Consider the following 21,398-nt stretch of genomic DNA (forward strand, 5'->3'; position numbering starts at 1 on the left):
CCGATGTCGCGGACCTCGCATCTCAGCCACTCCCACGAGCAGGGCCCTCATGAACAGGGTCCCGCTCATGAACAGGGTCCCGCTCATGAGCACGGCGCCCTCCATGAGCACTCCCCTGCCGGGCAGCACTCCCCCGCCGGGCGGACAGCGCGCTCGGGTCTTGAGGAGCGTCCCGGGGACTTCAACGTCACTCTGATCACCTTCGCCGCGATGGCGCTGTACGACGCCCTGGACGGCGAGCAGCGCTCCCGCGCGCTGCTGCCCTTCGACGACGCGGACCGCTCGAACTGGAACTTCCTGCCCGCCTCGGGACGCGCCGGGGTGCCGCTGCGCGACCTGAGCTTCGACCAGGGCATCCTGGCGCACCGGCTGATCGCCCAGTGCTGCTCGGAGCGGGCGTACGCGCAGGTGGTGCAGGTGATCTCGCTGGAGCACGTGCTGCGCGAGCTGAACCTGGAGCGGTTCGGGCACGTGGCCAGGGAGTTCCGCAATCCGGGGATGTACTTCCTGACGTTCTTCGGCCAGCCCAACCCCGACTCGGTGTGGGGATGGCGGCTGGTCGGCCACCACCTGTCGCTGAACTTCACGGTCGTCAACCAGGACCACCTGGCGGTGACGCCGTTCCTGCTGGGCTCCGAACCGGCCCGCTTCGGCCCGTACCGGGTGCTGGGCGAGGAGGAGGACCTGGGGTTCGCGCTGCTGCGCTCGCTGGACGACGGGCGGCGGGCGCGGGCGATCATCCACCCGGTGCCCCCGGCGGACTTCGTCACCCGTACGGTGCCGAGGATCGGCGAGGTGGAGCTGCCCGACCTGCACGGGGTCGGCCGCCGGGACGCGATGATCACCGAGGCCGACCGGCAGGCGCTGCGCTACATCAGGTCGCACCCGCGCGGGATCTCCGCCGCCGACCTGACCGCCCCGCAGCGGCGCGCGTTCGACGAGCTGCTGGAGTGCTACCTCGACCGGGCCAGGCCCGGCCAGGTGGCCGCCGAGATGGACCGCGTCCGCGCCGCGGGCGACGGTGACCTGCACTTCGCCTGGGCCGGCGCCGACGACTACGGGCTCGGCCACTACTACCGGATCCAGGGCCCGGTCACGTTGATCGAGTTCGACAACACCGAGGACGACGCCAACCACGCCCACAGCGTGTGGCGCGACCCGGCCAATGACTTCGGCGAGGACCTGCTGATGAGACACCTCATCGAGGAACACCGCGGTGCCGCGGGGTGAGACGCCGCCCGACGAGAGGAACCCCTGAGTGAAGATCGCCATTGTCGGAGGAGGGCTCGGCGGGCTGGCCACCGCGCTGCTGCTGCGCCAGGCCGGCCTCGACGCCGTCGTGTACGAGCAGTCCGCCGAGCTGCGCGAGGTCGGCGCGGGCATCGTGGTGGGCCCCAACATGGTCCGCCCGCTGGTACGGGCCGGGCTCGGCGAGCGCCTCGCCTCCTTCGCCGTACCCCTGGAGACCGCCTGGGAGTTCAGGCGCTGGCAGGACGGCCGGGTGCTGTCCGCCCAGCCGATGGGCGAGGAGTGCCGGCGGCTGTACGGCACCGACTGCTACGTCGCGCACCGGGCCGACCTGCTCGACATGCTGCTGGAGGCGCTGCCCGCGGACGCGGTGAGGACCGACCGGCGGCTGGAGGTGCTGCAGCAGGACCACGACGAGGCCGAGCTGGTCTTCACCGACACCAGTGGTGTGAAGACGACGGTGCTCGCCGACGTGGTGATCGGCGCGGACGGCATCCACTCGGCCGTACGGCCCTCGGTCGTCGACGAGGAGCCGCCGCGCTTCTCCGGCCTGTGCGCCTACCGGTGCCTGGTCGACGCCGAGCGGGCACCGGAGCTGGCGCTGCGCCGGGTGCAGACGCTCTGGCTGGGCCCTGGCCGCCACTTCGTCCACTACCCCATCCGGGACAAAAAGCTGATCAACATCGTCGCGATCGTGCCCGCGGGCGAGTGGCGCGTCGAGTCGTGGACGGCCGACGGGCGGATCGAGGACCTGGCGCGCGAGTTCGAGACCTGGGACCCCCGCCTGGGGCAACTGGTCGCCGCCGCCACCGAGACCAAGCGCTGGGCCCTGTACGACCGCTCCCCCCTGGAGCGCTGGACGTCGGGACGGGTGGCCCTGCTCGGCGACGCCGCCCACTCGATGCTGCCCTTCTTCGGCCAGGGCGCCGCCCAGGCGGTCGAGGACGCGGTGGTCCTGACGAGCTGCCTGCGCGACGCCACCCCCGGGACGGCGGAGAAGGCGCTGGCCCGCTACGAGGAGATCCGCAAGCCCCGGGCCTCACGGGTGCAGCTGATGAGCCGGGGCCGCGAGGTGCAGAACCACCTGCCCGACGGGCCCGCCCAGCTGGAGCGCGACGCGGCCCTGGCCGGCAGCGACCCGCTCCGGCAGAGCGCCTGGCTCTACGGCCACGACCCCGAGGCCGCCATGGCGGGCTGAGCGGGCACGGCCTGAGCGGGCACGGCAGGTCTGGCGGACGCGACGGGCGGGCGGTGCGGCGGGACCGCCCGGCCGTCGGGCAGCAGCTCGCCGGTGTCCTCGAAGAGCACCACCCCGTTGCAGAGCAGGCTCCAGCCCTGCTCGGGGTGGGAGGCGATCGGCCTCGCGGCCTCCCTGCCGGGCGCGTACGCGGAAGGGCATGGTGTCTCGTGCGGGCACATGGTGTACCTCCTTCTCGCAGGATGCGCCTCGGGGGGCGCCCTGTCCCGGTAGAAATCCGCACACAGGGGCCCCCGAATCCCGCCGGGCCTCACTCGATCTTGCGCACCCCTCCCAGGAACCGGTGGGCGATCACCACGAGGGCGAGGAAGAGGCCGCTGACCACCTGCTGGAAGGAGGCGTTGAGGTTCCCGACCTGGTTGATCAGGTTCTGGATCACGCCGAGCAGCAGCGCCCCGGCGATCGTGCCGCCGAGGGCCCCGGCTCCCCCGGTGAGCAGGGTGCCGCCGATGACGACGGCGGCGATCACGTCGAGCTCCAGCCCGATGCCCAGGATCGTCACCCCCGACGACAGCCGGGCCGCGTTGAGCGCCCCGGCCAGCCCGGCCAGCAGCCCCGACATGAGGTAGACGGCGATCTTGGTGCGGGCCACCGGCACGCCCATCAGGCTGGCGGCGTCCTCGCTCCCGCCGATGGCGTAGACGTTCTGCCCGAAGCCGGTACGCCGCAGCAGGACCATCCCCACGCCCAGCAGGACGGCGGCCACCAGCACCGGGTAGCCGACGTTCATCACGGAGCCCTGGCCGAGCAGCGCGAAGGAGGGGTCCTCGACCAGGTAGGTCGCGGCGCCCTCGTCGGAGACGGCCAGCATCAGCCCGCGCGCGGCGAGCAGCCCGGCCAGGGTGACGATGAACGGCGCCATCCCGGTCCTGGCGATGATCACCCCGTGGACCAGGCCGAACAGCCCGGACACCGCGAGCGGCAGGGCGAGCGCCACCAGGAGCCCGTACTGGGAGCCGTACGCCGCCAGGACGCCGCCGAGCACGAAGAGCGAGCCCACCGACAGGTCGATGCCGCCGGAGATGATGACGAAGGTCATGCCGATCGCGATGATCGCCAGGAACGAGGAGGAGGTGGCGATGTTGCCGACGTTCGCCACCGTGGCGAAGGAGTCGAAGGCGAGCGAGCCGACGACCGCGAGCACGGCGAGCACGATCAGCGCGCCGTGCCCCTGGAAGATCCTCCCGGCGCGCTCGCGGGCGGACTCGGTCTCCGCCGGAACCGTGGTGAGGGTCATCGGCGCTCCCTGGCGGCGTAGACGGCGGCGAGGATGATCACGGCCTGGGCCATCTGGGTCCAGGACTGCGGCAGGTTGTGCTTGATCAGCGTGGCCTGGAGCAGCTGCATGAGCAGCGCGCCCATCACGGTCCCCAGCACGCGGACCCGGCCGCCGCTCAACGGGGTGCCGCCCACCACCACGGCGGTGATGGCCGACAGCTCCATGAACAGGCCGAGCGAGGTGGGGTCGCTGGCCTGCAGGCGGGAGCTGGCCAGGATCCCGGCGATCGCGGCGAGCACCCCGGAGATGACGTAGACCAGCAGCAGGATGCGCCGCACCGGCAGCCCGGCCAGCTCGCTGGCCACCCGGTTGCCGCCGACCGCGACCACCTGTCGCCCGAAGGTGCTCTTGCGGACCACGAACAGCACGAGCAGGGTGAGCGCCACCGCCACCAGCACGACGTACGGCACGCCGAGCACCGACTCGCTGCCCAGCGCGGTGAGTGTGGGGTTGCCGATCTCCTTCAGCTGCGGCAGCAGCACGTTGGCCAGCCCGCGTATCCCGACGAGCAGCGCCAGCGTCGCCACGATCGGCTGCACCCCGACCACGGCGACGAGCGTCCCGCCGACGGCTCCGACGACCGCCCCGGCGAGGATCGCCATGAGCATCGCGGGCCAGGCGCCGTAGCCGAGGTAGAGGGCGATCATCGACGCCGACAGCGCCATGACGGAGCCGACCGACAGGTCGATGCCCTCGGCGCCGATGACCAGGGCCATGCCCAGGGAGACCACGACGACGGGGGCGACCTGCAGGAGCTGGGTGCGGAAGTTGCCGACCGCGAGGAAGTTGGGGGTGAAGGCGGCGTTGAACAGCACCAGGACGACGACGGCGACGTAGACGCCGTACCGCTGCAGCCACGACAGTAGCTCCGCCCTGCCGGGCAACGGACGGGCGGCGACCGGAACGGCCTTCATCGGGGGACCTCCACCGGACGGGCGACCACGGACACGACGGCCTTCATCCGGGGAACCCCGACCTGCTGGGCGACCACGGACACGACGGCCTTCATCGGGGGACCTCCACCGGACGGGCGATCATGGACATGATCGCCTCCTCGCTCACCTCGGTGCCGTGCAGCTCGCCCTGGACGGCGCCGTCGCGCAGCACCACGACCCGGTCGCAGCCCTCGACGATCTCCTCCAGGTCGGAGGAGATGAGCAGGACGGCGAGGCCGTCCACGGCCAGCTCGTCGATGAGCATCTGCACCTCGGCCTTCGCGCCGACGTCGACGCCCCGGGTGGGCTCGTCCAGCAGCAGCACCTTGGGGCTCATCGCGAGCCAGCGGGCCAGCAGCACCTTCTGCTGGTTGCCGCCGGACAGCTCGCCGACCAGCTGACCGGGCCCCGCTGCCTTGATCCGCAGCCGTTTCATGAAGGTCTCCACGATCCTGTCGACCCGGCGGTCGGAGACGATGCCCGCCCGCGAGAGCCGGGGCAGCGCGGCCAGCGCGATGTTCTCGCGCACCGACAGGGTCGGCACGATCCCCTCGGCCTTGCGGTCCTCGGGCAGCAGGCTGATCCCGGCGCGGATCGCCGCGGAGACCGAGCCGGTGCGCAGCGGCACGCCCGCCACGACGACCTCTCCGGAGTCGACCTTGAGGGCGCCCGCGATCGCCTTGGCGGTCTCGCTGCGCCCGGCGCCGAGCAGGCCGCCCAGGCCGACGACCTCGCCGGGCCGCAGCGCCAGGGAGACGTCGTCGAGCTGGTGCCTGCGGCTGAGGCCGGTCGCGGTGAGCACCGGCGGGTCCTGCTCGTCCTGCCCGCCGGGCCCGCCCTGGCCGTCCGGGGTGTGGGAGCCGCTGAACTTGGTGGCGCCCTCGGCCCGCACCTCCGACAGCTTGCGCCCGAGCATGAGCGAGACCAGGCGCAGGCGCTCCAGCTCGGCCATTTTGCCGGTGTGGACGAGCCTGCCGTCGCGCAGCACGGTGACCCGGTCGCAGATCTGGTAGAGCTCGTCCAGCCGGTGGCTGACGTAGATCACCGAGCGGCCCTGGCCGCGCAGCCCCCTGATCACCTCGAAGAGCCTGCCGACCTCGCGCGGTTCCAGCGAGGAGGTGGGCTCGTCCATGATGACGACCTGGGCGTCGACGGAGACGGCGCGGGCCAGGGCGACCATCTGCTGGGTGCCCATGCCTAGGGAGCCGAGGGGGCGGCGGACGTCGACGTGGACGCCGTACCCCTTGAGGATCTCCCTGGCCCGCTCGTGCACGGCGCCGAAGTCGATGAGCCGGAAGCGGCCCCTGGGCTCGCGCCCGAGGAACAGGTTGCGCGCCACGCTCATGGAGGGGACCAGGTTGACCTCCTGGTAGATCGTGGAGATTCCGGCCCGCTGCGCGTCGAGCGGGCTGGAGAAGCTCACCACCTCGTCGCGGTACCTCACCTGGCCCGCGTCGGCCTGGTAGACGCCCGTCAGTACCTTGATCAACGTTGACTTGCCCGCGCCGTTCTCCCCCACCAGGGCGTGCACCTCGCCCCTGCCGAGGGTGAACGACACGTGGTCCAGCGCGCGGACGCCGGGAAAGACCTTCAGCACCCCGGCGGCTTCCAGGACTCGGCCGGTCGTGGCCACAGGGCTCCTCTCCTCAGATCTCCCGATCCCCCGGAAAGGCCCGGGGCGGCGGCGCCCCGGGCTCCCCGGTGACCGGGTTCGGTGATCAGGTTCGGTGGTCGGTGGACCTTGGGTCAGTAGGCCTCGGAGAGGGAGCTCTCCGCGTTGGCCTTGTCGTACTCGCGGTCGGAGATGATCACCTTCTCGGGGATGGCCTGGCCGTCGAGGAACTTCTGGGCGGTCTCGAAGGCCAGGGCGCCGAAGCGGGGGTTGGACTCGATCACGGCGACCAGCCAGCCGTCGGCGATGGCCTGGACCGCGCCGCGGGTGCCGTCGATGGAGACGATCTGGACCTCGCCCGCCTTCTTGCCCGCGCCCTTGAGCGCCGTGACCGCGCCCAGCGCCATCTCGTCGTTCTCGGCATAGATGCCGTCGATGTCGGGATTGGACTGGATGAGCTGCTCGGTGACCTGCTGGCCCTTCTCGCGGGCGAACTCGCCGGTCTGCTCGAAGGTGATCTCGATGTCGGGCGCCACCTCCTTGATCCGGTCCTTGAAGCCGCTGGTCCGCTCGGTGGTGACGTTGTTGCCCGGCGCGCCGAGCAGGATGGCCACCTTGCCCTTGTTGCCCAGCGCCTTGGCCATCTGGTCGGCGGCGCGCTTGCCCTGCTCGACGAAGTCGGAGCCGATGAAGGTCAGGTAGTCCTTGCAGGGGGCGGCGTTGATCTTGCGGTCGATCGTGATGATCGGCACCTTCTTGGCCGCGGCCTGCTGCAGGACCGGCTCCCAGCCGTCGGAGTTGAGCGGGGCGATCACCAGCAGCTGCGCGCCCTGGGCGATGAGCTGCTGGACGTCGCTGATCTGCTTGGAGAACTGCGACTGCGCGTTGGTGACCTTGAGGTTGGCGATGCCGAGCTTGGCGGCCTCATCCTTGATCGACTTCGTCTCGGCGATCCGGAAGGGGTTGGCCTCCTTCTCCGACTGGGAGAAGCCGACGACGGCGGACTTGAGGTCGAACTTCTGGGCACCGAAGGCGTCGATGGTGCATCCGGCGCCCGCGTCGGCGGCCGGCGTCTGGACGACCTGGCCGCCCTGGGTGCTCGAACCGCTCGGCGCGGCGGCGGTCTCCTCGCCCTTCGCGCAACCTGACGCGACGAGGGCGACGGCGGCCAGCAGCGCGGCGACTCTTCCCTGACGACTCGTGAGCAGGGTCATGGTGCCCTCCTGGACAGGACGATGGAACGTCGATGCGCTCGATGTTCATCCGACCAGGAAACAAAATCGTAAAGAAATGGACATCAGTAGGTCACGATTGATCGCATTCGATCAGATTCGGTCAACAGATTGTCGGAACCCTGGTCTTTCCCGATCGCCGGACGGGCTTGTCCCGATCGCCCGACCACGCCTTTCCCGGTCGCCGGACCCGGCCTTCGGTGATCGCCAGCCCGCTCCTCGGCGATCGTCAGATCCTGGCGACATGGATCCGGACCCCCCGTCCCGTCAGGTCGTCCAGCACCTCCCTGGGCGCCTCGTCGTCGGTGATCAGGTGGGTGATCTCCTCGGTCGGCACGGTCTGCACCATCGTGTCGACCCCGACCTTGGTGTGGTCGATCAGCACGACCACCTCCTCGGCCGCCGCCGCCAGCGCCCGGTCGACGCTCGCGACCTGCATGTTCGGCGTGGACAGGCCCCGCTCGGCGGTGAGCCCGTTGCCCGAGATGAAGGCCCTGCGCACCCGCAGGCCGGCCAGGGAGCGCTCGGCGGCGCTGCCGACCAGGGCGTGGATGGAACCGCGCAGGGTGCCACCGGTCATGACCACCTCGACCCTGGGCGAGTCGGTGAGCGCCTGCGCGACCAGCAGGGAGTTGGTCACCACGGCCAGCTCCGTCACCCGGGCCAGGCGCCGGGCGAAGTCCTGGGTGGTGGTGCCGGCGCCGACCACGATCGCGTCGCCGTCCTCGACCAGGGAGACCGCGAGGTCGGCGATGGCCCGCTTCTCCGCCGCCGCCGTCTGCATCTTCTGCGAGTACGTCGGCTCGCGGGACAGCTCGCCGGGGAGCGTGGCGCCGCCGTGGTGCCGGTTGAGCAGGCCCTCGGCCTCCAGCGCGCGCAGGTCGCGCCGGACCGTCACCTCCGACGACTGCACCGACTGGGCCAGATCCCGGAGGGAGACCGCGCCATTGGCACGTACCAGTTCAAGGATGCGCTGACGGCGCTCCGCGGCGAACACGGGACGACGATACTCCGCCTGACCCGAACTCTCTCCCCCACTTTTCACGACCGACCCCATCCGCTCCGAATCATGTGATCTGAGCCGATCATAATCGGTCGTCGAGTGACAGGCCGGGCGACGAAACCCCTAGCCGCGAGCCTCGGCGCGCAGCTCGGCGAGCAACTCCCCCTGCTCGGCGAGCACCTCGGCCAGGATCGAGCGCGCCACGGACATCAGCTCGGCCAGGTCCTGGGTGGAGAGGGCGTAGACGACGGTGGCGCCGTCGCGGGTGGCGGTCACGACTCCCGCGCGGCGCAGCACGGCGAGCTGCTGGGAGAGGTTGGAGGCCTCGACGTCGATGGCGCTCAGCAGGTCCCGGACCGGCAGGGGCCCCTCCCGCAGCAGCTCCAGCACCTGGACGCGGACCGGGTGGCCGATCGTACGGAAGAGTTCGGCCTTGGCCTGGTGCAGCGGCACCGGCATGATCACACGGCCCCGGCGACGGGCCCGCCACCGGCGTACCGCACGTCGACGCCGTGCCGGTCGGCGATGCGCAGCAGGTTCTCCAGCCGTCCGGTCAGGACCTCGACCGCGTGATCGTCGAAGGCCTGGCGCATGAGCTCCAGCTCGCCGTCGACATCGGCGACGCGCGCTCGTAGCTCAGCCGCGAACTCGCTCATGTCCCCCACCTCCCGTGGATCAGTCACTCCCCGGCGTCTGGTTTATCGGCACACCGTTCCTCATGATGTGGCAAATTGCATAATTCTTCAAATCGTAATGACGTTGGCTATGATGGCGAAGGCCGTTTTCCAACAGGGCCCGCAGCCGGTTCGAGCCCGATCGATGACGGATCGACCACGAAGCGGGATACTTGGTACGGCTACCGCAGACTGACCTGCGGCGTCAGAGCGCGCCAGCCGGCGATGCGACAGTGACGAGAGGCCGAGCACGGCCTGCGCGAGGGAGTACAGCCAATGGGACGGGGCCGAGCGAAGGCTAAGCAGACGAAGGTTGCGCGTGAGCTGAAGTACAGCAGCCACAGCATTGACATCGACCGGTTGCGCAAGGAGCTCGGCGCCGGCGACGATCCCGCGCCGGAGAGCGAGGCCGACGACCCCACCGGTGAGCCGACCGGCAGGTGACACCGCGGGCGGGCCATCCCATCGGTCCCGTCCGGCCGCCGCGGCACCGGCGGACGCCTGTGACGGCGTCCGGCGGGCGACGGCGAATTCCGCGCAACATCCGGCAACATCATTGAGGCACCCGCCCGGGGCTGTTTACCGTCACGGTTGTGCGTACCGCAGCGCGGCGGTCACGCACCCCCGGTCAGCACGTCGACGGAGAGCTCTGGCGGGTCCCATCTCATCCCACGGTGCCCGGCTGCCCTTCCCCGCCGGGCACCGGGATCTGCCAGTTCACACGCCGTGGCCCCGGGACGAATCGCCGTGTCGCGCGAGGTCGTGCCCCGCGCGGGCGGAAAGTCTCCCAGGGCCACGGCCACCATTCGCCTTCCCGGGGGCCGCGGTGAACCACACCGACCCGCGCCGTCACCGGCCGTCACAGTCCCTCGCCGGTTCCAACCTCCCGGCCTGGCTTCCCGGACCTGACCTCACGGACCTGAGTCCCCGGGCCTGATCTCCCTGCCTGTCTTCCCGGGCTTGGCTTCCCGGGCCTGACCAGACCTCGCGTCCCGCCCTCCGGTCCGGTACTTCCCGGACACGCGCCCCGCACCACCCCTTTTCCGGCCTGTCTGGTCCAATGGACCCACCGGGTGGAGTTCCCGACGGAGATCTCCCCGAGGACGGCCGAGGCCGCCCCGCGAGCCGTGCCCGGCGGCGACGGGCCGCGTCCGCGGACCGGTACCTTCCCGCCGGAGGAACAGTGACGAACCGCTACGGTCCCCAGTTCGGGCCCGACATCACCTTCCTCGGCGTCGAGCGGTGCTCGCTGGAGGACCCCGAAAGTTACGCGGACGCCGACATCGTGATCGTGGGGGCGCCGTTCGACGGCGGCACCTCGCACCGGCCGGGCGCGCGCTTCGGGCCGCAGGCGATCCGGATGACCGACTACCTGCCGCACGACGGGGCGCGTCCCAGCCTGGCGCTGCGCACCGACGGGTTGCGCGACCTGCGCGTCCTGGACGCGGGCGACGTCGAGATGCCGCCCGGCGACATCCTGACGTCGCTGGCCGCCCTGGAGGCCGCCGTCGAGAAGGTCGCCCGCTCGGGAGCCATCCCGGTGATCCTGGGCGGTGACCACTCGATCGCCTTCCCCGACGCCAAGGGGGTGGCCAACGTCCTCGGGCACGGCCGGGTCTCGATGATCCATTTCGACGCCCACGCGGACACCGGCGACATCGAGTTCGGCTCGCTGTGGGGACACGGGCAGCCGATGCGCAGGCTCATCGAGTCGGGGGCGCTGCGCGGCGACCGGTTCCTGCAGATCGGCCTGCGCGGCTACTGGCCGCCGCCGGAGACGCTGGACTGGATGGCGGAACGGGCGATGCGCTCGTACGAGATGACCGAGATCACGCACCGCGGCCTGGAGGAGTGCCTGACCGAGGCCTTCGCCATCGCCGTCGACGAGTGCGACGGCGTCTTCCTGTCCGTCGACATTGACGTGTGCGACCCGGGCCACGCGCCGGGCACGGGAACGCCGGAGCCCGGCGGCATCACCGCGCGCCAGCTCCTGGACTCCGTACGGCGCATCTGCCTGGAGCTGCCGGTCGTCGGGGTCGACGTCGTGGAGGTCAGCCCGCCCTACGACCACGCCGACATCACCGCCGCGCTGGCCAACCGCGTGGTGCTGGAGGCGTTGAGCGCCATCGCCCGGCGGCGGCGCGACGCCCGGGACGGGACCACCTGGAACCCGCTGCTGCCACTGCTCGCCGAACGCCCGGACCGCGCGAACCACACAGACCACGCAAACCATACGAACAGCACGGAGCGTACGGACGGTATGGACAGCGCGGACGCTCCGGGCGGCTCGGACCGCTGACGCGCCCGCCGGGTCGCCGGCTCACCCGCGCGGCTCGCCTCTCCCGCGGGCGCGGGTGGGCTATCGGGTCTTCGGGCGGTTACCCCACTTGGGCCTTCGGAACAGGTCGCGGCGTTCCAGCAGGTAGACGAGCTTCGAGGCCGCGATCCTGACGGCCTCCTCGTGGCGGTGGCGCTTCTGCGGGACGACGGCGCTCCAGCGTTCGAGCAGGAGGGCGATCTCCTCGGCGAGCTCGCCGATCACCCGGTAGCGGGTGCTGAAGGCGTAGAGGTCGCCGTGCACCTCGCCCACGAGGTCCTCGTCGACCCGGTGGGCCAGCGGCCTGACCCGCTTGAGGATCCCGGTCTCCATCGCCGGGGTGACCGGTGCCCGCCGGGCGTCGCCCTCGGGGACCATGATGAGGGCCCGTACCCGCGCGACGGCCAAGGTGCGCTCGGCCTGCGGGGTCGCGGGGTGCTCGGCGAGGTCCAGGAGGCGGCGAAGGGTCTCCTGCGTCTTGTCGTCGAACATGGAAAACCCATTCCGCCTTCGCGTCCCCGTTTTCGCCGGACCGGGAGGGGTGGTCTCGGCGTCGGCGCATGCCGCGCACGTGCCATCACATGCTATTCGACCCGATGAGCTGGAAGGCGTACCGGTGTGGCCCGTGAACGCGGGGTGAACCGGGATATGCCCGGTATGCGCGAACGACCGGGCGGCGCCCTCGTACCCTCGCGGGCTGGAACCGGAGCGGCGGCGGCCGGGGGTGGCGTCCCGGAGCCGGGCGTCCCGAAGCCGGTGGCCAGTCGATGGTAGGTGCTGCGGGGGCGCTTTTCCCGCCTTTCGCCGAATCCGGTATTCGACAGCCTCTCGCCTCAGCTTTTTAAGCAAATAGGCCTACTTTTCCGTTTTTCTGCGAATACAGTCCAGCTTTGTCGGACGGCGCCCCTTCTCGGAAGGGCGGGGGAGAGTGGACGGGGTGGCTCACAGCGATGGATCCGATCGGTGACGATCTGCTCAGGACCATCAAGCCCGAACTCGGGTACCGGGAGGGATCCGGCCAGCACAGCAAGTTCGGTGAGTGGTACGCGGTCAACGTGGCCCAGGACCCGCAGTACAGGACGGCCCCCTGGTGCGCGATGTTCATCGCCTGGGCCGCGGAGAAGGCGGGCGTGCAGGAGTACGTCGGGCAGTTCGCCTGGACCCCGTCGCAGGCCCGCTGGTTCGAGACCCACGACGCGTGGACGCGGACGCCGGAGCCGGGCGCCCTGGTCTTCTTCGACTGGTCCGGCGGCAAGGACATCAAGGGCATCGACCATGTCGGCGTCGTCGAGAGCGTGAACGGTGGAACGATCCACACCATCGAGGGGAACGTCGACCGGATCTGGCTGAAGCGCAAGACGCGCGACCAGAGCAAGGTGGTCGGGTACGGGTTGCCGCGCAAGGTCAAGGAGAAGCTGACGGGCGCCGCCGGGAAGGACGCGGCCCCACCGGCGGCCGGGCGGATCGAGGTCCGCCCGGCGCTCGCCCCGGGCTCCGCTCCCCCGGCGGACACACCGGGAACGCTCCCCGTCTCCATGGAGACCGCCGCGATCGCCGGGTTGCTGGCCTTCGTCCTCGGCACGACGTTCGTCCTGTCCCGGCTGCGCCTCCGCGTCTCGGCGGGACGGCACCGCAGGAGGGCCGGGTCGCGGGAGCGGGTGGACCCGTGGACCGGCGTGACGCCCGCGGCCGAGGAGGCGATCCCCCGCGCGGAGACGCTCCCGGTCTGGAAGGCGCTCCCCCGGAGCGCGGCGTTCCGTCCCGATGGACTGGGCCAGCCGGCCACCGCGCCCCCCAGCGCGCCCCCCAGCGCGCCCCGCGGTCGCGAGACGCTTCGCGTGAGCAGGCCGAGCTGGGCGTGCGAGCCGTACCGCACGGGCGTCCCGGAGCGCGCCGACGGCACCGGGACGCCCGGCCGTACCGGCACCCGGCCCGCCCCCGGACCGGACCTCGACGGGAGGACGCGGCGCGGCGCGCTGGAGGCACGCGAGGGCGAGGAGGCGCGGGCCGCGTGACCGCACGAGACGAAAGCCGCGACCGTACCCGCCGGAAGCCGCGTGGCCGCACCGGCGGAGGATCACCGGGCCGTACCGGTGAAATGTGACGAGAACAGGACAGAACGGAGATCGCGCCGGCTTGCCGAATAAGGTTAGGCAAAGCTAAGTTGCTGGGGACGCATTCCCCCAGTGAAGGTGGCACCATGACAGCGGGCGAGCAGACCCTGGAACGCGCGGCGGAGGTCCCGGCCTATCGCGGCCACCAGGTTGAGGTCCTGCGGACGGTGCGGCTCAGCCCGAGCTTCGTCCGGGTCACCTTCGGCGGCGAGGATCTGGCGGGCTTCGCCGACCAGGGCTTCGACCAGCGGATCAAGGCGATCCTCCCGCTGCCGGACGGCAGCATCACCCCCCTGGGCGACGGCGGCGACTGGTACCAGCGGTGGCGGGCGCTCCCCGACGAGCTGCGCAACCCGATCCGCACCTACACCGCCCGCGCCGTACGGCCCGAGCTGCGCGAGCTCGACATCGACTTCGTCCTGCACGGCGAGAGCGGCCCCGCCTCCCGCTGGGCGACCCACGTCACCCCCGGCGACCGGATCGTGGTGGTCGGCCCCAACGCCGCCCACCCCGGCCCCCTCGGCGGCCAGGAGTGGGCCCCGCCCGCCGGAGCGACACACCTGCTGCTGGCCGGGGACGAGACGGCCGTGCCCGCCATCGCCGCGATCGTCGAGTCGCTGGCCGGCTCCGTGCGCGCCACGGCGCTTCTGGAGGTCCCCGAGGCCGCCGACGCGCTCCCGCTCGACGTCCGTCCGGGCGTGGACGTCACCTGGCTGCCCCGCGAGGGGGCCCGCCACGGCGACCTGCTCATCCCGGCCGTACGCGACGTTCTGAGCACGCTCACCGCGCAGGGCGGCACCGTCGCCGGTGAGCCCGTCCCCTCCGCGCCCGCCTCCGTGACCCCGCTGGAGGACGTCGACATCGACGAGGAGATCCTCTGGGAGGTCCCCCAGGCCCCCGAGGTCTCGGGCGGCGACGGCCTGTACGCCTGGCTGGCGGGCGAGGCGGGCGTGGTCAAGCTGCTCCGCCGCCACCTGGTCCAGGAGGCGGGCATCGACCGCTCCTCGGTGGCCTTCATGGGCTACTGGCGACTGGGACGCTCGGAAAGCGCCTGACGCCTGACGCCTGAGGCTTGAAACCGGGAGCCCGGAACCCGAACGCCGGCTCCCGTCCGGGAGGGACGCCCGCGCCCGGTGACGGGAGGCACGCCGCGCCCGGTGACTCGGGTGACGCGGCCGTCGCCGGGTGGTCTTTGCCGTCGCCTGCGGGAAATGTTCCGACTCCTTGACGCGGGACGGAACCGGGCAGGTCTCCGGGGCACGTAGCTTGAGGGCGTGAGACGCCCTGCTCGCGACGTGAGAAGGCCGAGATGACAGCAGCGGAATCCGCTCGTCAGGACCCGGCGGGCGCCCCCGGGTACCGGCCCATCGCCGACCACGGGCTGATCGGCGACCTGCACACCGCGGCGCTGGTGGACACCGGCGGCACCATCGTCTGGTACTGCTGCCCGCGCTTCGACGCGCCCAGCGTGTTCGGCTCGATCCTGGACTCCGGCCGGGGCGGGTCGTTCGAGCTGAGCACGGCCACCCCGGCCAGGACCAAGCAGTTCTACTTCCCCGACACCAACGTGCTGATCACCCGCTTCTCCGCCGCCGACGGGGTGGGCGAGGTCCAGGACTTCATGCCGATCGTCGGCGACACGCGCGACGGCGCCCGGCACCGGCTGATCCGGCGGGTGAGATGCGTGCGCGGGTCGCTGCCGTTCCGGGCGCGGGTGGCCCCGCGGTTCGACTACGGCAGGCAGCCACACGTCCTGACCATGCACCAGGGCCGGGCGCTCTTCGAGTCGCCGTCGCTGTCCCTCACCCTGTCGTCCAGCGCCACCCTGGAGGTGGACGGCCAGGACGTGTGCGCGGAGTTCAAACTCAACGAGGGCGAGTGCGCGGTGTTCGCCCTCGACAGGCACGGCGAGGACGTGGCGCCGCGCTCGTGCCCGATCGAGGAGGCCGAGGAGGAGTTCGCCTCGACGGTGGCGTACTGGCGCCGCTGGCTGGCCTCCTCGCACTACCGCGGCCGGTGGCGGGAGATGGTCCACCGGTCCGCGCTCACGCTGAAGCTCCTCACCTACGCGCCGACCGGCGGGATCGTGGCCGCCGTGACGACCAGCCTGCCCGAGCAGATCGGCGGGGAGCGCAACTGGGACTACCGCTACGTCTGGATCCGCGACTCGGCGTTCTGCGTGTACGCGCTGCTGCGGCTGGGCTTCACCGAGGAGGCCGAGGCGTTCATGGGGTTCCTGTCCCGGCACGTCAGCCGCGACGGCGACGGCGCCTCGGGCCCGCTGCAGATCATGTACGGCATCGACGGGCGCACCGACCTGCCCGAGAGCGAACTGCCCCATCTTGAGGGCTATCAGGGCTCGGCCCCGGTGCGCGTCGGGAACGCCGCCGTGGACCAGCTCCAGCTGGACATCTACGGCGCCCTCCTCGACTCCGTCTACCTCTACGACAAGTGGCACCGGCCGATCTCCAGCGCCCTCTGGGACGACGTGCACATCCTGGTGGACTGGGTCTGCGACAACTGGGACCAGCCCGACGAGGGCGTGTGGGAGACGCGTGGCGGGCGCAAGGACTTCGTCTACTCGCGGCTGATGTGCTGGGTGGCGATCGAACGGGCCATGCGGATGGCCGCCCACCGCGGGCTGCCCGCCGACACGCCGCGCTGGCAGCTGGCCCGCGACGCGATCTACCGGCAGATCATGCGGCGCGGGTGGTCGGAGGAGCTGCGGGCGTTCGTCCAGCACTTCGACGACGACGTCCTCGACGCCTCGGTGCTGATGATGCCGATGGCGAAGTTCGTCTCCCCCACCGACCCCAAGTGGCTGTCGACCCTCGACGCGCTCGGCGCGAACCTGGTGTCCGACTCGCTGGTCTACCGCTACGACCCCGCGGCCAGCCCGGACGGGCTGCGCGGCGAGGACGGCACCTTCTCCATCTGCTCGTTCTGGTACGTCGAGGGGCTCACCCGCGCCGGACGCCTGGACGAGGCACGGCTGGCGTTCGAGAAGATGCTCACCTACGCCAACCACCTCGGCCTGTACGCCGAGGAGATCGGGCAGACCGGCGAGCAACTCGGCAACTTCCCGCAGGCCTTCACCCACCTCGCGCTGATCAGCGCCGCCTTCAACCTCGACCACGCCCTGGGCTGAGGCCGAAAACCCGGCTGCTCGCGCGGATCCGCCCGGCTCGGGTTCGGGACCGCGTTCGTGAGGAGGGCGCCGATACGGTGGGGTGGCCATGCGGGAGGGCCGCTCCGAGCGGCGTCCGCGCCGGTTCGAATTCGCCTCGACATGACCGTAGCGATGCCCCGGAAGTCCGCGATACCCAGATATGGAACAAGGTCGCGACGAACCGGCCGCCGAGGAACCGGAGCGTCGTCCGGCACACGAGGCACGCGCTCGGGTCGCCTCGGTGGTGCGCAGAACGGGAAGCGACCTGCTGAAGCTGTCGCCGCAGGCGGTCATAGCGACGTTGTGCGCGAGCGCCCTGGTGCCGCTCGCCTTCGCCGGCCCAGGTGGCCTGGTCGCCGCCGGGATCCAGGTGGTCGCCGGGGTGGGCGGCAACGTGCTGGCCGATGTGATCGGCAAGTCGATGGACGTGGTACGGCGGCGTACCGGCGGCCGCCCGCTTTCCCAGGAGGAGGTCGAGGGCGAGCTCGGCGCTCAGCTGCTGGCCGCGCTGCAGGGCGTCGACGGCGGCCCGCCGGAGCTGCGCCGCGCGATCGCGGCCGTACTACACGAGACAGACGCGCCCGGGGCCGCTCTGGAGGCGGCGATCGGCAGCGGAGATCGGCACCTGCAGTCCCATCTGACGGCGGCCTTCTCGGAGCTGGGCGAGCGCTTCGCCGAATTCGGCCAGCTCCTGGAAGACCTGTCGGGCAAGGCCGTGCAGCTGCAGGAGATGCTGCACCACCAGGCCGCCGAGCAGCGCCAGGATCGCGACCTGGCACTCCAGCAGTCCGTGCAGCTCATTCTGATCCGCGAGGAGATCGCGGCCTTCAACCGGCGCACGGCCCCCACGCGGCCGGACGGCGCCACCGGCCCCCGGTGGCGGGACGAGGCGCCGTACCGGGGCTTGTGGCCGTTCGAACGCGACCACTCCCCGATCTTCTACGGCCGGGAACGCGCCACCGCCAAGCTGCTGGGAAAGCTCGCCGAGCGGCTGTCCGGGCCGGGGCTGGTCATGGTGACGGGGGCGTCGGGCGCGGGCAAGTCGTCGCTGCTGCGGGCCGGGCTGCTGCCCGCGCTGGCCCGGGGCCTGCTGCCCGGCGCTCCGGACAGCGAGCACTGGCCGCAGGTGGTGATGACGCCGACCTCACGTCCTCTCGACGAGCTGGCGGTCCGGCTGGGCGCCCTGGGCGGGCTGGAACCGCCGGCCGTCCGCCGTTCGATCGCGGCCAACCCGCAGGACGCGCATCTGATGGTGCGCCATGCGGTGCTCGCCGACGCCGAGCGGCGCGAACGACGCGAGCAGGGCCGGCTGGTGCTGGTCGTGGACCAGTTCGAGGAGGTCTTCCTGCTGGCCGGGAGGAAGGAGCGGGAGGCGTTCCTCGACGCCCTGGTCGCCGCCGCGCGTGCGCCCGCGCTGGTCGTCCTGGCCGTACGCGGCGACTTCGCCGCCGAGTGCGCCGGCCACCCGGTGCTGGCCGACGCCCTGGAGGACGGGCAGTTCGTCCTCGGCCCGATGAACGAGTCCGATCTGCGCCGTACCATCACCGGGCCCGCGGCCACGGCGGACGTCGAGCTCGAACCCGGCCTGGTCGACAGCGTGCTGAGCGACCTGCGCTCGCACGCCGACGAGGGTGGCTACGGCGCCGGCGTGCTGCCGTTGCTGTCCCAGGCGATGCTGCTCACCTGGGACAGGCGCGACGGCCGTACGCTGACGAACAGGGCCTACGGACTGATCGGCGGAGTGGCGCACGCCGTGGAGTCGGCCGCCGAGGAGGTCCACGAGTCCCTGCCGGCCGACCGGCGGCGGCTCACACGGGACGTCTTCCTGCGGCTGGCCGGCATCGGGCCCGAGGGGCAGCCTGTGTCGCACCGGGTGCGGCGTGCCGAGCTGCTCGGCGCGTTCCCGGCCGAGCGGGCCGCGGACGTCGAGGCGGTGCTGGAGGCTTTCACCACCCGGCGGCTGCTCGTCGCGGGCGGCGGCGGCCAGGCCGGCGACGGCACCGTGGAGATCGCCCATGACGCGCTGCTGCGCTCGTGGCCCAAGCTGAGCGGCTGGCTCGACGAGGGGCGCAGCGATCACCTCGTCTTCCGCCAGTTCACGAACACCGCCGCGGACTGGCAGGCGAGCGGCCGCGATCCGGCGTTCCTCTACCGGGGCACCCGCCTGGCGGCGCTGCGGGAGGCGTACCCCCGCTGGGACGGCGACCCGGCACGCCGGGTCGCGCTGACCGGCACGCACCGCGCGTTCCTCGGAGCCAGTGAGCGCGCCTCGGCGCGGGGCGCGCGCCTGCGCCGCGCCACTGTCGCCGCGCTGGTGGTCCTGCTGCTCGCCTCCCTGGCCGGTGCCGGGATCGCGGCGGACCGCGCCGCCCGGGCGACCGCGCAGGAGAACGCCGCCCGCTCGCGCGAGCTGGCCGGGCGCAGCGTGGACCTGAGCGAGACCGACCCGGCGCTGTCCCGGCTGCTGGCGGTCGCGGCGCACCGGGTGGACGACACGCCCGAGTCCCGGCACAGCCTGCTGACCGCCCTGCTCAACCCGGCCCGCGCCGTGTTCACCGGGGACCGCGACGGCGTCTGGGACATGGCGTTCTCCCCCGACGGCAGGACCCTGGCGACGGCGGGACAGGAGGGCGCCGTCCGGCTGTGGGACACCGTGACGGGGCGGCCGATCGGAAATCCCATGACCACCCCGGGGGCGTCGGTGTACGCGGTGGCCTTCAGCCGGGACGGCGCCTCCCTGCTCAGCGCGAGCGGTTCGAGCATGGACGACGCCAGGGGTGCCGTGCGCGTGTGGGACGTCAGGAGTCAGCGTCCCCTCGGCGCGCTCCTGGAGCACCCGAGGCGCTTCGACAAGATGGACCTCAGCCGCGACGGCCGGACGGTGGCCGCCGTCAGCAGCGACAGCAGACTGTACGTATGGGATCTCGCCACCCGGCGGCAGATCGCGAGGCTCACCGGCGACCCGGTCACCGACTCGATCTCCGATGTCGCGCTCAGCCCGGACGGGCGAACGGCGGTCATCGCCGGTAGACACACACGGGTGTGGGACCTGACGCGGCGCCGGGAGATCAAGCCGGGCCTGGCCCGCGAAAGTGACCGCCAGCTGATGGAGGTGGCCTTCACCCCGGACGGCACACGCCTGCTCAGCACCGAGGACGAGGGACCCGCGCGCTGGTGGGACACCGCCGGCTACCGTCAGGTCGGCGAGCCTCTCACCGGCGCGGGCGAGACGCTGGCCATCAGCCCGGACGGCACGACACTGGCCACCGACGGCGACGGCTACGCCATCGCCCTGTACGACCTCGCCACCCGCAAGCCGGCGGGCACCCCGCTCGTGGGCCACACCCGCCCGGTGCAGGCTGTCACCTTCTCTCCCGACGGCACGACGCTCGCCAGCACCGACGCCGGCGGAACCGTACGCCTGTGGGACCTCACCGTCGGCAGGCAGGCCGGACGGCCCGTCACCACGGGCGACACCCGCCCGATCATCGGCATGGCGCTCAGTCCCGACGGCGGTACGATCGCCACGGCCCGCCAGACGGACGTCCTGCTCTGGGACCTCGCCACCCGCGGTCGTAAGGGAGAGCCGCTGGCGGCACGCACGGTCCTCGATGGACGCCTGACGGCCTTCGGCCCCGGCGGGAAAGTGCTGGCCACCGGCGAGTACAGCGGGAAGATCCGACTGTGGGACGTCGCCACCGGGCGGCAGACGGGAACCGCGCTGCCCGGCCACCTTCCCACGAACGAGACGGGGGGAAGGGCGTGGGTCCTCGAAGTGGCCTTCAGCCCCGACGGCACGACGCTCGCCAGCACCGGCTCGGACGGCAGGTTGCGGCTCTGGGACACGCGCGGCCATCGGCAGATCGGCCAGTCCCCGCAGGTGGGCGACGTCGCCCCGCTCGCCTTCAGCCCCGACGGCACGACACTGGCGACAGGCACGCCCGGCGGGGTGATCCGGCTGTGGGACCCCGCCACCGGCTGGGAGAAGGGCGCCCCCCTGCGCGGCCACACCGACAACATCAACGCGCTCGTGTTCGACACCCGGGGCACGACGCTCGCCAGCATGGGCTGGGACCGCACCATCCGGCTCTGGGACCTGCGCACCAGGAGCCAGATCGGCCAGCCCATGGTGATGCGGACGGGCGAGGAGATGTCGGCCTTCAGCCCCGACGGCCGGCTGCTCGTGAGCACCGGCCCGAACCGGGCGATCCGGTTGTGGGACGTCGCCACCCAGCGCCAGCTCGGCCGTCCGATGACCGGGCACACCAAGGCCGTGTCCGGGGTGGCCTTCACCCCCGACGGCCGCACCCTGGTCAGCGCCGGGCGTGACGCCACCGTCCGGTTCTGGAACCTGGCCCTGCCCACCGACCTCGAGGCCCGCGTCTGCCACCTGGCCCAGCGGCCGATCACCCCGCAGGAGTGGAACTTCCACCTGCCCGGCAAACCCTACGAGGCGGTGTGTCCACCGGCGGCATGACACACCCCCGGACACCCGACGACGTGCCGGCCCGGCACGTCGTCCCGGGCGGACCCGCCGCCGGGGCCGGTGAACCCGCG

17 protein-coding genes are annotated in these 21,398 nt (G+C 72.0%); 8 read left to right on the top strand and 9 right to left on the bottom strand.

Annotation, left to right across the window (positions count from 1 at the left end; translation table 11 throughout):
* The first annotated feature begins 3 nt into the window (after positions 1-3).
* Together ACFYWM_RS09735 and ACFYWM_RS09740 are read left to right on the top strand one after the other, a co-directional pair.
* Complete coding sequence (locus ACFYWM_RS09735) at positions 4-1,230, top strand: DUF3500 domain-containing protein (RefSeq protein ID WP_389911360.1); 1,227 nt, start codon at positions 4-6, stop codon at positions 1,228-1,230.
* Positions 1,231-1,258: 28 nt separating this feature from the next.
* Positions 1,259-2,446 carry an FAD-dependent monooxygenase gene (locus ACFYWM_RS09740; protein WP_389911363.1) on the top strand — a complete coding sequence of 396 codons (1,188 nt, stop codon included), beginning with the start codon at positions 1,259-1,261 and terminating at the stop codon, positions 2,444-2,446.
* Here the strand turns inward: ACFYWM_RS09740 and ACFYWM_RS09745 are convergent.
* The 8 genes from ACFYWM_RS09745 to ACFYWM_RS09780 form a co-directional block, all read right to left on the bottom strand.
* The gene (locus ACFYWM_RS09745; RefSeq protein ID WP_389911365.1) at positions 2,410-2,667 is read right to left on the bottom strand and encodes a DUF5999 family protein; all 258 of its coding nucleotides are present in this window, start codon (positions 2,665-2,667) and stop codon (positions 2,410-2,412) included. The genes ACFYWM_RS09740 and ACFYWM_RS09745 overlap by 37 nt on opposite strands.
* A gap of 89 nt (positions 2,668-2,756) precedes the next feature.
* Positions 2,757-3,743: an ABC transporter permease gene (locus ACFYWM_RS09750; protein WP_389911368.1), complete on the bottom strand. Its 987-nt coding sequence runs from the start codon at positions 3,741-3,743 to the stop codon at positions 2,757-2,759.
* Positions 3,740-4,699, bottom strand: a complete 960-nt coding sequence (locus tag ACFYWM_RS09755; RefSeq protein ID WP_389911371.1) for an ABC transporter permease — start codon at positions 4,697-4,699, stop codon at positions 3,740-3,742. The genes ACFYWM_RS09750 and ACFYWM_RS09755 overlap by 4 nt, the downstream gene beginning before the upstream one ends.
* Before the next feature lie 91 nt (positions 4,700-4,790).
* The gene (locus tag ACFYWM_RS09760) at positions 4,791-6,353 is read right to left on the bottom strand and encodes a sugar ABC transporter ATP-binding protein (RefSeq protein ID WP_389911374.1); all 1,563 of its coding nucleotides are present in this window, start codon (positions 6,351-6,353) and stop codon (positions 4,791-4,793) included.
* A gap of 113 nt (positions 6,354-6,466) precedes the next feature.
* Positions 6,467-7,546: an ABC transporter substrate-binding protein gene (locus ACFYWM_RS09765; RefSeq protein WP_389911376.1), complete on the bottom strand. Its 1,080-nt coding sequence runs from the start codon at positions 7,544-7,546 to the stop codon at positions 6,467-6,469.
* 247 nt (positions 7,547-7,793) lie between these two features.
* Positions 7,794-8,621: a DeoR/GlpR family DNA-binding transcription regulator gene (locus ACFYWM_RS09770; protein WP_389911379.1), complete on the bottom strand. Its 828-nt coding sequence runs from the start codon at positions 8,619-8,621 to the stop codon at positions 7,794-7,796.
* A gap of 69 nt (positions 8,622-8,690) precedes the next feature.
* Positions 8,691-9,026, bottom strand: a complete 336-nt coding sequence (locus ACFYWM_RS09775) for an ArsR/SmtB family transcription factor (RefSeq protein WP_389911382.1) — start codon at positions 9,024-9,026, stop codon at positions 8,691-8,693.
* Positions 9,027-9,028: 2 nt separating this feature from the next.
* Positions 9,029-9,223, bottom strand: a complete 195-nt coding sequence (locus ACFYWM_RS09780) for a hypothetical protein (protein ID WP_389911385.1) — start codon at positions 9,221-9,223, stop codon at positions 9,029-9,031.
* Between the two features lie 294 nt (positions 9,224-9,517).
* Between ACFYWM_RS09780 and ACFYWM_RS09785 the strand changes: the two genes are divergently transcribed.
* Positions 9,518-9,685: a DUF3073 domain-containing protein gene (locus ACFYWM_RS09785; RefSeq protein WP_389911388.1), complete on the top strand. Its 168-nt coding sequence runs from the start codon at positions 9,518-9,520 to the stop codon at positions 9,683-9,685.
* A gap of 739 nt (positions 9,686-10,424) precedes the next feature.
* Positions 10,425-11,540 (top strand): agmatinase, encoded by a 1,116-nt coding sequence (gene speB / locus ACFYWM_RS09790; RefSeq protein WP_389911390.1) that lies wholly within the window; start codon positions 10,425-10,427, stop codon positions 11,538-11,540.
* 60 nt (positions 11,541-11,600) lie between these two features.
* On the opposite strand, the gene ACFYWM_RS09795 is transcribed toward speB, so the two are convergent.
* On the bottom strand, positions 11,601-12,050 hold the full coding sequence (locus ACFYWM_RS09795) for a hypothetical protein (protein ID WP_389911393.1): 450 nt from the start codon (positions 12,048-12,050) through the stop codon (positions 11,601-11,603).
* 458 nt (positions 12,051-12,508) lie between these two features.
* On the opposite strand from ACFYWM_RS09795, the gene ACFYWM_RS09800 reads away from it, so the two are divergent.
* From ACFYWM_RS09800 to ACFYWM_RS09815, 4 genes are all read left to right on the top strand, one after another.
* Positions 12,509-13,573, top strand: a complete 1,065-nt coding sequence (locus ACFYWM_RS09800) for a CHAP domain-containing protein (protein WP_389911396.1) — start codon at positions 12,509-12,511, stop codon at positions 13,571-13,573.
* A gap of 185 nt (positions 13,574-13,758) precedes the next feature.
* On the top strand, positions 13,759-14,727 hold the full coding sequence (locus tag ACFYWM_RS09805; protein WP_389911398.1) for a siderophore-interacting protein: 969 nt from the start codon (positions 13,759-13,761) through the stop codon (positions 14,725-14,727).
* 254 nt (positions 14,728-14,981) lie between these two features.
* Positions 14,982-16,820 carry a glycoside hydrolase family 15 protein gene (locus ACFYWM_RS09810; RefSeq protein WP_389911401.1) on the top strand — a complete coding sequence of 613 codons (1,839 nt, stop codon included), beginning with the start codon at positions 14,982-14,984 and terminating at the stop codon, positions 16,818-16,820.
* 262 nt (positions 16,821-17,082) lie between these two features.
* Positions 17,083-21,318, top strand: coding sequence for an AAA family ATPase (locus ACFYWM_RS09815; protein WP_389911404.1), 4,236 nt, complete (start codon positions 17,083-17,085; stop codon positions 21,316-21,318).
* Positions 21,319-21,398: the final 80 nt, after the last annotated feature.

The organism is Streptosporangium sp. NPDC002721 (genome assembly GCF_042888905.1).
GTDB lineage: Bacteria > Actinomycetota > Actinomycetes > Streptosporangiales > Streptosporangiaceae > Streptosporangium.